This is a genomic window from Candidatus Njordibacter sp. Uisw_056, from assembly GCF_047730085.1.
GTDB lineage: Bacteria > Pseudomonadota > Gammaproteobacteria > Pseudomonadales > Balneatricaceae > Njordibacter.
In genome coordinates, this window is record NZ_CP159830.1 from 1,655,961 (window position 1) to 1,669,880 (window position 13,920).

General features: G+C 45.8%; 7 protein-coding genes. 1 reads left to right on the forward strand and 6 read right to left on the reverse strand.

Annotated features, from left to right (window positions below):
• Window positions 1-115 precede the first annotated feature (115 nt).
• Window positions 116-2,317 carry a YgiQ family radical SAM protein gene (locus ABXT60_RS08050; RefSeq protein ID WP_443629640.1) on the reverse strand — a complete coding sequence of 734 codons (2,202 nt, stop codon included), beginning with the start codon at window positions 2,315-2,317 and terminating at the stop codon, window positions 116-118.
• A gap of 136 nt (window positions 2,318-2,453) precedes the next feature.
• On the opposite strand from ABXT60_RS08050, the gene ABXT60_RS08055 reads away from it, so the two are divergent.
• Window positions 2,454-3,794 (forward strand): DEAD/DEAH box helicase, encoded by a 1,341-nt coding sequence (locus tag ABXT60_RS08055; RefSeq protein WP_443629641.1) that lies wholly within the window; start codon window positions 2,454-2,456, stop codon window positions 3,792-3,794.
• Between the two features lie 313 nt (window positions 3,795-4,107).
• Here the strand turns inward: ABXT60_RS08055 and ABXT60_RS08060 are convergent, their stop codons facing one another.
• From ABXT60_RS08060 to ABXT60_RS08080, 5 genes are all read right to left on the reverse strand, one after another.
• Window positions 4,108-5,118, reverse strand: a complete 1,011-nt coding sequence (locus ABXT60_RS08060) for a porin (RefSeq protein WP_443629642.1) — start codon at window positions 5,116-5,118, stop codon at window positions 4,108-4,110.
• Window positions 5,119-5,414: 296 nt separating this feature from the next.
• Window positions 5,415-9,326, reverse strand: a complete 3,912-nt coding sequence (gene hrpA, locus ABXT60_RS08065) for an ATP-dependent RNA helicase HrpA (protein WP_443629643.1) — start codon at window positions 9,324-9,326, stop codon at window positions 5,415-5,417.
• 104 nt (window positions 9,327-9,430) lie between these two features.
• Entirely contained in the window at window positions 9,431-11,053 is a 1,623-nt protein-coding gene (locus ABXT60_RS08070) for an AMP-binding protein (protein ID WP_443629644.1), read from the reverse strand.
• Between the two features lie 138 nt (window positions 11,054-11,191).
• Window positions 11,192-11,959, reverse strand: coding sequence for a class II glutamine amidotransferase (locus ABXT60_RS08075; RefSeq protein ID WP_443629645.1), 768 nt, complete (start codon window positions 11,957-11,959; stop codon window positions 11,192-11,194).
• A 59-nt stretch (window positions 11,960-12,018) separates the two neighbouring features.
• Window positions 12,019-13,884, reverse strand: a complete 1,866-nt coding sequence (locus ABXT60_RS08080; protein WP_443629646.1) for a VWA domain-containing protein — start codon at window positions 13,882-13,884, stop codon at window positions 12,019-12,021.
• Window positions 13,885-13,920: the final 36 nt, after the last annotated feature.

Sequence of the window (13,920 nt, forward strand, 5' to 3'; positions counted from 1 at the left end):
CCCTGGGTTTTGGCCCTCTTTGCCTGCTGTTCATTGACAGGATACATGGCGCGCCATCATTAAAGTAACGCTACTGCGAGGTTGACTAGGCTTTATTTTTTACACGATAGCGCACTTATCTTGAGCGTCTCATTTTCTGGGCTCTTGGCGACGTATGTTTGGTTAAGCCTTGCTTACCCTTAGTCGCTCTAGGTGCAGATCGACTAAACTCACCATGCGTTTCCGCAGGCACTAAGCACTGAGGGCCTTTGCCTATGAGCTTTTTCATACCCATATCGATTAAAGCTTCACGTATTTGGGCCCAGTTTTTAGGGTCATGATAACGCAATATGGCTTTGTGTAATCGGCGCTGACGAATGCCCCTAGGGATACTGACTCGCTCACTTTCTCGAGTTACCTTTTTTAACGGATTAACCTCTGTGTAATACATCGTAGTGGCATTACACATAGGCGATGGATAGAAGTTCTGTACCTGATCCAAACGGAATTTGTTCGTTTTTAGCCACATGGCCATATTCACCATGTCTTCGTCACGAGTGCCAGGGTGTGCACTAATAAAGTAGGGAATAAGGTACTGTTCTTTACCTGCTTCTTTGGAATACTTTTCGAACATGCGCTTAAACTTGTTATAGCTGCTCATGTTAGGTTTAAGCATGTGCTTTAGAGGCTCATCTTCGGTGTGCTCAGGGGCAATTTTTAAATAGCCACCCACGTGATGAGTAACTAGCTCTTTAACATATTCAGGGTCTCGAATGGCCAAGTCATAACGCAAGCCAGAGGCGATCAATACCTTTTTAACGCCAGGCAGTGCCCGAGCACGGCGATATAAAGAAATAAGAGGCTTATGATCTGTACCCATAAAATCACATATCTTGGGGTACACACAGGAAGGCAAACGGCACGTGGCTTCTACCTTTGGGTCTTTACAGTGCAAACGGTACATGTTGGCCGTAGGGCCACCAAGGTCTGACACCACGCCAGTGAAGCCTGGCACCTTGTCACGCATGTCTTCCACTTCGGCAATAATAGAGTCTTCAGAGCGGTTTTGAATAATACGGCCTTCATGCTCCGTAATAGAGCAGAAACTACAGCCACCAAAACAGCCGCGCATGATGTTGACCGAAAAACGGATCATGTCATAGGCAGGGATTTTTTCATCGCCATACATCGGGTGAGGTACCCGAGCAAAGGGCGCAGCAAAGACGTAATCCATTTCTTCTGTGTCTAAAGGCATCGCTGGGGGGTTAACCCACAAGGCCTTATTACCATGCTCTTGATACAGTGCCCTGGCACTGCCAGGGTTCGTTTCATGGTGCATTACCCGGCTTGCGTGGGCATACATAATAGGGTCAGACTTTACCACGTCATAGCTTGGCAACTTGGCGTAGGTTTTAAACCAAGGTTGGCCTTTAACAGGCTCATAGGCCGCCATTGGCTTAATAGACAAGGTTTGAACAGCATCTTTAGCAGCAACAGGCTCTGGATTAGTGCCATTACTTGCCTCACAGTTGCTCATTTTTGTGGTGTCTATATAGGGGTTTATAATGGCATCAATCATCCCTGGCGCATCCAATGTGGTGGAATCTTTACCACGCCAGCCTGCCAAAGGCTGCTTTACCATAATGGCCGTACCACGGATGTCTTGCATCTGCTCAAGGGTTTCGCCATTGGCAATGCGATGAGTCACTTCCACTAAAGGCCGCTCCGCGTTGCCATAAATAAGCATGTCGGCTTTAGAGTCCACTAACATAGAACGACGCACTTTTTCTGACCAGTAATCATAGTGGGCTATACGCCTTAAGCTGGCTTCAATACCACCAATAATAACGGGTACACCTTTGAAGGCTTCTTTACAGCGCTGGGTATAGTGCAAGGTGGCACGATCTGGGCGTTTGCCGCCCACGTTACCAGGTGTATAGGCGTCATCATGGCGTAAGCGCCTGTCTGCAGTATAGCGGTTAATCATGGAATCCATGTTACCTGCCGCTACACCAAAATATAAATTAGGCTTGCCCAAAGCCTTAAAAGCTTCGGCGCTGCTCCAATCTGGCTGGGCAATAATACCCACGCGAAACCCTTGCGACTCCAGTAAACGGCCAATAATAGCCATGCCAAAGCTTGGATGATCCACATAGGCATCGCCAGTGACCACAATAACGTCACACGAATCCCAACCTAGCTGATCCATCTCTTCGCGGGTGGTGGGTAAAAATGGGGCCGCCCCGAAACACTCCGCCCAATACTTAGGGTATTCAAAGATACGTTTTTCTGGTGCCAAGTAGGACGACATATCAGAAGCAGTATTAGAGTTGGACATTGGCGGACCTTTTAGTCAATTAAAGCGCTCGCTTAAAGCGGTGGCGTATTATAACACGATGAAATCTCCCCGTCTTCGCGCTCCTCGTAATGACAACTAAGAGGTGCTAAAATGCCGCCTTAACTAAGGAGCATCCGTGACTACAGCCACCCCACACATACCCGCCCCCGTTCCATCCATCAGCTTTGCAGATCAAGCCTATAATCCTCGGTTACAAATCAACATAGCCCAGCAAGGGTTTGAACATGCAACTGAAGCCCAGTGCCATGCGCTGCCAGTTGCGCTAGCAGGTAAAGACTTACTCATGAGCGCTGACACAGGCAGTGGCAAAACACTGGCGTATGTTATCCCTGCCCTTAACAAAATACTCAACACCAAGGCAGTGGGTTTTAGCACACGCTGCTTAATCTTAGTGCCCACACGGGAACTAGCGCACCAAGTGCTAAGCCTAACTAACAAGCTAATTAAAGGCACTAAGGTAAAAGCAGCGTTAATATTGGGTGGCGAAGACTACCACTACCAGCAAGCCCTCTTGCGTAAAAACCCAGATATTGTGGTTGCCACGCCTGGGCGGTTTATGGAGCACCAACGCAAAAACCAAACAGACACTAAACACTTAGAGCTTTTGGTGATTGATGAAGCCGACCGCATGTTAGAGCTTGGCTTTTGTGAAGACGTAGAAATGATCGCAGGTGCGTGCAACCCTAAAAGGCAAACCCTGTTTTATTCTGCCACCTTACACAGCCCTAAAGTACAAGAAATGGCTCAAGTATTGCTGAAAGAGCCTGTAGACATTCGCCTTAATGACGCCACGCAAGTGCAAGAAAATATTAAACAAATGGTGGTAGTATGCGACGAGATAGAACATAAAAAACGCGTATTAGCTTGGCTTCTGGCCCACGAACCGGCAAAAAAACACCTCATATTCTGTAATAGCCGCAAACTCAGCGAAGAGCTAGCCAACTTTTTAAAGAGCCACAGTGTCAATGCAGTTGCCCTGCACGGCGAATTGCCACAAGATTTACGCAACGACATCACCCGCCAGTACCGCCAACACAGCTTTAACACTCTAGTGGCCACAGAAGTGGCTGCAAGAGGGCTAGATATAGACGGTGTGGAGCTAGTGATCAATTTTGATATGGCACGTAACTTAGATGACTATTTACACCGCACAGGCCGCACGGGCCGTGCAGGGGCAAAAGGCAAAGCCATTAATTTGGTAAATATTTCTGAACGCGGATTATTGCTTAGTGTAGAAAAAGCCCAAGGCAAAGCCCTAGAGCGCATGGTGATTAAAGGCCACGAAGCCAAAGAGCACCGCGACGCAGTAAGTGCCGCCAAACAAACACCCAAACCAAAGGCTAAACCGCCTACCCCTAAAAGCAGAAAAGAAGCGGCTGAAGAGCGCCAAGCCCAGACCAACGCCGCAAGTATATGGGGCGATGGCACTAAACCGTTTGGTAAAAATAAGTTTTAACCGCTCACTCTCGCCACCCCTAGCTTTCCTGCCAACCTAAAGTAAATCATAGAAGCGCTCGCCAATGGCCTGCGCTCTCACCTCTATTGTCTTATACCCAAGCACAGGCTCAAGGCGTATCACATTCTCTTAGCGTATAGCTCCAACTTAGTTGCGCATAACCCAGCTTAATATATTCTGCACACTGCAAATCTTTTTGTCTGTATAGATCACTCATTGACCATCAGAACATTACTAATAATACATTTCTTACAGGCAAAAAAAAGACTCCCGAAGGAGCCTTTATAACTATACAGTTAGCTTCTAATTAAAATTAGAATGCCACCGTGTAAGTTACGCTAGTTTCGCCGTCGTTAGTTCCACCGTCGCGAGCCAATTCTAGGTCTGCATTGCCAAAGTCTAGAGCAACAGAAGCGTCTGTAGTCTTGTCATCAGTCTTAGTTACAGAGGCAGTCAAGTTACCAGAAGTGTAAGAAACACCCATGCTTGTTGCAGTAGCATCAGAATCGATTTCAGCAGCCAAAGAAAGACCACCAGCTAGTGCATAGCCAAGATCAATCTGGTATTCGCTGTCGTTATCCATAGAAGCAGTTACAGTCAACGAGTCCATAGAAGTTGTGTAAGAAACATTGAAGTCTGTGTCAGTATCAATTGAATCTTTACCAGCTGTAATAGAAAGGTCACCCATAGTGTAAGCAACACCAAATGCAGTCATTGCTTGGTCAACACCAGTACCATTTCCTGTCACAGTCGGTGAAGTGGCTGTACGGTCTTTGTTAGCAGCAGCAGAAGCATATGCATAACCAACAGTGATACCATTAAAGTCGTACGAAACACCAAACTGACTACCACGAGTTTCTACATCAGCAGGAGAGGCTGCTGTAGCTTCTGCAGCTGTAACAGCAGTTGGGCCAGTAGCGCCGTTAACCTGTGCAGAGATTGAAAGACCAGCTTGAGTAGTAGAGAAGTGAATACCAGTAATAGTAGTGTCACCGTCATCAGAGTCATCAGATGCGCCAACAGCTCCACCGACGTCGCCAGACTGGAACGCTGCGTCGTTAGTGATTTCACCAACAGTTAACGTACCGAAGTCACCAGCCAAAGAAGCTGTTCCTTGGCTTTCGCCATCAAGAACGTCAAAAGTAGCAGTAGCGGTCATGCCGTTAGCCAATACTTCAGAAGCAGACAAAGACAAAGCAGCGTCAGTGTCAACAACACCTTGGTCTGTGTAGTTAGTAGAAACAGAACCCGATAAGGTCATGTCAGCTTGGGCAGCTACTGGAAGCGCAGCGGCGATCGCAAGAGCGATTAGAGTTTTGTTCATTGAAATTCCCCTTCAATAAGATTAATAAGATTTAACTAGCTAGTTAAACAATTACTTTGTGTTGTCAAAACCAAAACAAACCTTAATGATTCGTTTTGCTACGACACCACATGGTAATACTTTTTTAACTGCCTGTAAAATATACACAGCAGTAGAATATTTAAATAAGCGCAGCAATCTTAACATTAAAAAACATCAAGTAACAAGCCCAAACAAAAGTTTTATTTACTGACTAAACAGGCACTTAGCTTTACCATCAAGACTTGTCTTAGCGTGGTTAAAACAAGCCTAGGCCATTAATGATTGATTGCCTCCCATTGTTTTTGTAAGCGTTTAGTAGAAATGGGTTTTTGCGTCCCTAGCTGCTGGGCAAATAAAGACACCCTATACTCCTCTATAGACCACGCAAAGCTTTGCAGTGCTTTATAGTCTGGCGTGTGGGGTAAACATTGCGTTTTAGCTTTAGATAGCTTGTGCTGCCAATCGCGCAGCTCTTGTACTGCGGCATTTTCTTTGGGTAACTGGCTTTTAAAACGTTCAAGCCGAGCCTCTATGGCTTTTAGGTAGCGCGGCATCTGCTCTAATTGCTGCCATTGGCTCTGGGCTATAAAACTTTTATTCATTAACCGATCTAGCTGCCCGCCTATGTCTTGATACACATTAGCCCAAGCTAGGTTCAACTGCCCCTTTAAGGCTTTTCTTATGGCATGGTGGCGTTTAAGTAGCTCTACGCTAAGCGTTAACACCTTTTCTACCGCCTCTGCATAGTGGCCACGCTGCTCTAATGACGCTTTAAACGCCGCTTTATTAGATGGCCTACTATTTATGGCTAAATTATCTGGTAAAAACACAAGCGCTATCGCTTGGTCAAACACTTGCTCATTAAATTCTTGAGGGGTGCCTAGTGAGCCATATAACAGCTGCGCTTGCTTAAACCCTGTAAGTGACCTTGCTAGGTGTTTAGTTTGTTCATTCACTGCAATGCGGTATAACCGCACTAAACCATGGTGAGTGATGGCTTGTGCTTCTTCAGCTGAGTCTGCAAACACCACATCTACCGCTTTGCCTTGGTCTTTAATGGCAGGCCATACCGGCAGCTTCATGGCGCCCTGCTCTATAGTTATAGTGCTTGGCAGCTCATCAAACTCCCACTGTGTTAGCCCCTGCTTTAATAAGGGGTGTGACGCACTGGGTGCTTGGCTAGCCGCACTACCCGTGGCGTAGTCTGCTAATAATTGCAGAGGGTCTCTACCTTGCACGATGGGCTTACCAGAGTCATCCATAACTTGTAGATTCATTAACAAATGGGGTTCTACATTGACCTGCTGCAGCAGTTGTGCATCAAAAGGACGGCCACTAATACGTTGTAAATGTTTTGCTATGGCATCACATAAATCTATCTCGTCTGGCGACAACGCCTCTAGCAGCGCTTGGGCGTATTGTGGCACAGGTACAAACGCTTTTCGTTGCGCTTTTGGCAGGCCTTTTAATAAGGCCACCAACTTATCTTTTAATAACCCAGGCACTAGCCATTGCAAACGCTTAAGCGGTAGGCGCTTAAGTTGGCTGGCAGGCACTTGAATAGTAACGCCATCTTGCGCGTGGTTAGGCTCAAAGTGATAGCTTAAAGGCCAACTCATGGCCTGCCACACTAAATGATCTGGAAAGCTGCTGTGGTTAATCCCTTCGGCCCCGTGCTGCATTAAGTGGTCTTGGCTTAAGAACAAATACTCTGGTTGTGCCTTTTCTTGATGCTTACGCCAAGATTCAAAACTGGCGGTGCTCACGATAGGCACGTTAACGTTTGCCATTTTACTATGGTAAAAATCAAATAGAACTTGATCATCTACCAATATATCGCGGCGTCTAGATTTTGCTTCTAAGGCCTCAATGCTTTCAACTAAGGCTTGGTTATGGGCCAAGAACTTGCCTTTAGTGAGCAGATTATTCTGCACTAAGCCTTCCATAACCAGCAATTGCTGGCACACGTCTGGGTCTATTTTGCCATAAGCCACTTTACGCTTACTGGCTAGTACTAAGCCATATAAGCTCACTTGTTCAAACGCCATCACTTGGCCTTGGCGCTTATGCCAAGACGGCTCACTGTAATTATATTTTAGTAACGCACCGGCACCCTGCTCTACCCACTGAGGCTCTATCTTGGCAACGCAACGGGCAAATAAGCGTGACGTTTCTACCAGCTCCGCAGCCATAATCCACGGGGGTGGTTTTTTGGCAAGTGCCGACCCTGGAAATAGTAAAAATTTACGCTGTCTTGGGCCCGCAAATTGGCCGTCTTCATCTTTATGACCAATATGCCCCAACAAACCCGTTAACAGCGCTCTGTGCACGGCTTCGTAGCTTGCAAGTTCAACATTGGTTTTAAAACCCATTTGCTGGCACATTAACAACAACTGCCGATGCACCTCTCGCCATTCTCGCATACGCAGGTAGGACACAAAGTGTTTGCTGCACCAGTTACGCAGTTGATTTTGTGTGAGTTGCTGGCGTTGATGCTCGTAGTCTTGCCAGAGGTTCACCAAGCTTAAAAAGTCTGAATCTTTTTCACGCCACAACAGGTGTTGCTGATCTGCAGCTTGCTGCTTGTCTTGTGGCCTTTCCCTTGGGTCTTGAATGGTAAGTGCACTGGCAATCAGTAACACTTCGTTTAGCGCATGCCATTCATTAGCCGCCACCACCATGCGCCCAATGCGGGGGTCTACCGGCAAGCGTGCTAGCTGCTTACCCAAGGGGGTTAGTTTGCCCCTATTATTGAGGCCACCTAGCTCTTGTAACAATTTAACACCATCGTTTACGAAACGGCTGTCAGGTGCGTCGATGAATGGGAACTCTTCAACAGGGCCCAAGGTTAAGTCGTGCATCTGTAAAATGACAGACGCTAAGTTAGTCCGTAAAATTTCTGCGTCAGTAAACTCTGGTCGAGCAATAAAATCTGCCTCATCGTATAGGCGAATACAAATGCCCGCCGAAAGACGACCACACCGGCCTTTGCGTTGGTTGGCGCTGGCTTGGGAAATCGCTTCTATGGGCAACCGCTGCACTTTAGAACGATAACTATAACGGCTCATCCGCGCCGTTCCTGGGTCTATAACGTATCTAATGCCGGGCACAGTGACCGAGGTCTCTGCCACGTTGGTGGCTAATACAATACGCCGCCCAGTGCTCTTACCTGAAGGTTGGAACACCTTTTGTTGCTCACTAAAGCTTAAGCGGCCATAGAGCGGCAATATATGCCAATGCTTCTGTTCTTGTTTACGCAAAAAAAAAGCAATGTCTCTTATGTCACGCTCACCTGGGAGGAAAATAAGCACGTCGCCATTGTGTTGCTTAGTTTGACGCTCATGTTGATCTATTTCTTCTAACGCGTGCTGAATGCCTGTTTGTACATCTTGGTCTTTGTCTTGGCCTGGGTCTGATTTAGACGAAAATAAAGGCCGGTACCATACATCCACTGGGAAGGTTCGCCCACTTACTTCCACTACTGGTGCATTATTAAAATGGGCGCTAAAGCGCTCTAGGTCTATAGTGGCGGAGGTTATGATGAGTTTTAGGTCATTTCGACGGGCTAAAAGCTGCTTTAAATAACCCAGCAAAAAGTCTATATTTAAGCTGCGCTCGTGGGCTTCATCCACAATAATAGTATCGTAGCGCAGCAGGTCGGGATCTTGGCGTGTCTCTGCCAATAAAATGCCATCTGTCATTAACTTAATGTGGCTAATGTCACTTACTTGTTCGGTAAAGCGTACCTGAAAACCCACCTGTTGGCCTAAGGGTACCTTTAACTCATCAGCAATGCGCTGCCCTACTGTTCTGGCAGCTAAACGCCGAGGTTGAGTGTGGCCTATCATGCCGCCAACACCCCGCCCAGCCTCTAAGCACAGCTTGGGCAGCTGTGTAGTTTTGCCTGAACCTGTTTCACCCGCTAACACAACCACTTGATGTTTACGGATAAGTTGAACTAGTTTTTCACGCTGACCACTGACAGGAAGCTGCGGTGGGTAATCTAACTTAGGTAAGGCCTGTTTACGTTTTTCGTAGGTGGCTTGGCTAGATAACGCTTTACTCTGTCGCTGTTGTAATAATTTTTCGCACGGCTGCCCGCGCTTTTGGCGTTGAGAAATTCGATGAGTTAATAATGTGAGTTCAGCGTGGTCTTTGACCATGCAATTAGCAAATTCAGAAGACATATAACAAGAGGATGGTTTTAAAGCGCGAAGTTTAGCATGGTATAGGCCTGTGGTCTGCGGCTAGCCACTAGAAGACTAAGGCAAACCACAAACCACTCATTAAACTAGTCTCTTAACGCCCGACGCAAAATCTTACCCACGTTTGTTTTGGGTAATTCGTTTTTAAACTCAATTTCCTTGGGTACTTTATAGCCTGTTAAGTTTTCACGACAATGCGCCAACACATCAGCTTCTGTTAGGTTAGGGTCCAACTTAACCACAAACAACTTCACTGTTTCACCACTGACCTCATTGGGAATACCTACCGCAGCACATTCTAAAATGCCTGGATGTTGGCTGGCAATGTCATCAATTTCATTGGGGTACACATTAAAACCAGACACATTGATCATGTCTTTTATCCGGTCAACTAAGCGAATAAAACCGTCTTCTGCCAAAATCGCAACATCACCTGTTTTTAACCAACCATCGGCTCCCAAAACCGCTGCAGTGGCCTCGGGAAGCTGCCAATACCCCGCCATAACCTGAGGGCCTTTGACACAAAGCTCACCTTCTTGATTAAACCCTAAATCACTGCCATCTGCGCTAATCACTTTCACTTGAGTGCCCGGCAGGGCTTTACCAATGGTGCCTAAGCGAATGTCATGGTATGGATTAAATGAAACTGCAGGTGAGGTTTCTGTAAGCCCATAGGCTTCTTGTACTTCACAGGCAGTTACTTTTTTCCACGTCGCTGCTGCGGCTTCTGTTAGCGCCATGCCACCAGAAAGAGTATGTTTTAGATGAGAAAAATCGAGTTCAGTAAAGTCTTTGTTATTACACAAAGCCACAAATAAAGTATTAAGACCAATAAAGGAGGTGAACTTGTGTCTACTTAGCTCTTTAACAAAACCTGGAATATCACGGGGGTTAGGAATCAGTACAAGTTCATGGCCCATATCTGACATAACTAAACTCACCGTAAAGGCATAGATGTGGTACAGGGGTAATGGCGCTATCACTACTTCTGTGTCAGTGTCCAAAATGTTCACAATCAGTTCACGCACCTGCATCATGTTAGACACAAGATTTTTTTGGAGTAACTGGGCGCCCTTAGAAACCCCTGTGGTGCCCCCGGTGTATTGTAATACGGCCGTATCGTCTAGACTTAAAGCAACCGCTGTTGGAGCTTTTTTAGCACCAAGTGCCAAGGCGCCGCGAAAACTTAGGGCCTGCGGCAACGAATAGGCCGGCACCATTTTTTTAACCCGCTTAACCACAGTATTAATTAATAAACGCTTTGCAAACGGATGCATGTCTGCCAATTCGGTCACTATGACATGTTTGATGCTGGTTTTTGGCACTACTTGTTCAGCAAGATGCGCCATGTTGGCAAGAATGAGTAAGGCCTTGGCACCCGAGTCATTAAACTGGTGCTCCATCTCTCTTGCAGTGTAAAGTGGGTTGGTATTCACCACCACCATGCCAGCGCGCATGGCACCGAATATGGCAATAGGAAACTGCAACACGTTAGGCAGTTGGATAGCTATACGGTCGCCAACCTCAAGGTCTGTGTGGTTTTGCAAATAGGAGGCGAAGTTAGCGGTTAAACGCTCAACATCTTCAAATGACAAAGTTTGCCCCATGCAGCTATAGGCGGGCTTTTGTGCATGTTTATCACAGGCTTCTAAAAAAACATCAGCTACAGATTGATAATGGCCTAATTCTACACCGTCTATTTGAGTCATAATGAGCCTTCTTAATTATTGTTATATGTATGTATGCCTATGCTAATCAAACATACGTTTGAAAACCAGCAAAACCTTCAAGTCATTTTTAGTTTAATTAAACGTTCACTAAGTCTCCCGTAAAAAATAAAGTAAAAACTAACTTAAGGCAACACCCTTGTGGAGCACCAGCATGTCGCCGGGGTGAAGGGTATGCCAAGTTTCGTTGTCTGTTAACGGCTCTGTAGCCACAACAGAAACAACATCATTGGGTGTGGTCTCTTGACCGAAGTCTACATTGACATCAGCATCGCTTAGGCAGGCTTGGCCAAATGGTGCTTTGCGAGTAATCCAACTTAACTTAGTGGCGCAAAAACAATAAAGGTGCTCACCATCTGAAAGCAGCATATTAAACACCCCTAGGGTCTTTAAAAACTGACAACGTTGCTGCAAGAAATAGCGCACTATAGACGCATCTAACGGTGGCTTAGGAAACGCTGTACGAAGCTCCCCTAACAACCAACAGAACACATGCTCACTATCGGTATCTCCCACAGGTAAGTAGTGGCTTAAACACAAACTAGATGTATCAGTTAGCTGCCCATTATGAGCAAAAGTCCAGTGCTGCCCCCAAAGCTCTCTTTGAAAAGGATGAGTATTCTCTAAGCATGTGTTGCCCACATTGGCTTGACGTATGTGGCTAATAACAATGTGAGACTTCATAGAATGACGCTGAACTAGTCGTGCGACTTCAGAGTTGGAACTCGGTTGTGGGTCATGAAAGGAACGACAGCCTTTGCCAACATAAAATGTAATACCCCAACCATCCCGATGAGGGCCGCTCGCACCACCCCGCTGCATAAGCCCAGTAAAGCTAAAACAGATATCCGTAGGCACATTGGCGCTCATGCCTAAAAGTTCGCACATAAGGTGGGCTCCAAACCTAATTTACTGATAAAAGTTAATAACTATTATGTTACAAACCATTACGTTTGATCATGTTTTTTTGAGTTGTTTGCAGAGGGTTTTGAAGTTCTTCGTAATATAACCAACAAAAGTAACAGCACAACAACTGCCCCACCCACAACAAGCCAGCGCAACTGATCCGACAGGCCTCCTTCTGCTTCACTAGCTTGGGCGTTATTACCACTTGCTTTTGCCACTGCATTGGCTGCGTTTTGGGTGGTCGTACCCTGACTAATAATCTTGTCTTTTAACTTTTTAACTAAGTCAGCAATTTGACTTGTGGCCGTCTCTGGCTCGGCTATTAAATCTGCTAATTCAGTTGTTACTGACTCTTCAGTGGGCACCTGTTCATTCGCGGTCTGCTCATTCGTGGCCTGTTCACTCATTTGGCTTGCAGTGGTATTTAGCTCTTTAGCCACTGCAGCTAATATTTCTACTTCAGCTGAGTCACTGGCCAACTGCTCTACCATAAGCGCCTGCAATGCGGGTGAAGCAGTCTCTTTGCTTACTACCATAGCTTCAGACTGGCTGATTAAATTAGCCGACTGGCCCACGATGACAGCCACTTCTTTTGCCACTGGCATGGTCATGGTGTTTTGCTGGGCATCACCTGTGCCATCTGCTGCAGATATAGCGATAAGGGGGTGCACTCTGAGGCTACGATTTATAGTACGAATAAACTGACCATTCACCACAGAGATCGTTAGGTTATAAAGCCCAGGCTCATTCAGCACTGGTAAATGCATACGGGTTTTTACATCAGCTAAAAACACTTGCTGGCGCTGAAACACTTGTTGCTTGTCATTATCCATAGTCACTTCAAGTTTAAAACCTTGAAGTTGTTCTGCAGATAATAGCTTACCTTTTTCGTCGGCCAGTTGAACGTCAATATAGCTACGCTGTCCTACCTTTATATTTTGATGACTTTGTTGCAGCAAAATTTGTAGCTGACCAACTACATTAATGCGTTTCAAAGTAGCTGTATCACTAATCAATACCCACTTACCAGGTACAGGCTTTTGAATTCTAATCACATCATGTGTCGCTGAGGATTGCCATTGCTGGTTAATGAGTGTTTGTTGTTTGCCAAAAATACGTTGATTACCATCTTTAAGCTTGATGTTCTCGTCACCATTTTTTTCCACCATAATGGTCATGGATTCAATGCCTGGCTGCACTAAGAACGATTGTTCTGAACGCTTAACAGGTACTTGTTGAGTGACTACTGTGTTGTCCAACGCCCTTAAAAATATATCTAATAATTGATCCGCATTAATAGCCACCTCAAACAGCCCATCTGTACCTTGGGCAATGGCACTAAGGGTAGCTTTGTCGGCCTTATGAGATAAGCCTATGGTGTGAACACGGGCACCTACATTAATGTATTGCTGTAATATAGGTTTTAACAATGCCGACCGTGCACGTTGATTCTGAGCATCATCTTTACTCACATCAACCATGCCATCAGTTAATAAAATAATATGTAACTGGCGATCTTGTGATTGATCTTGAGCATTAAATGACGCTGACTTAAGGGCAGCTCCAATATCAGTGAACTGGCCAATTGAGGAAATTTGCTGGGCTGCAATAGACGCTTTCTGCTGCCATTGCGTATTTACCTCACCGTGAGGAACAATAACTTTAGGGGTATTTGCAAACTGCCAAACGCCAGCCTTACTGCCTATGGGTAGTAACTGCGTGAGCACCTGTAAGGCTGGAATACGTAAATTATTTGGGTCTGTCTGCTTCATACTGCCAGACACGTCAATCAACACACGGATGTCCATTTGATTGGATAGGGGCTGGCTCATTACTGCCTGACTGACAGACATAACGATGATGAAAAGCATCGTACTTATACCGCGTAAAGCATGAAACTTGAACATTGATTCAAAACCCAATTATTATTTCTTAACTCACTT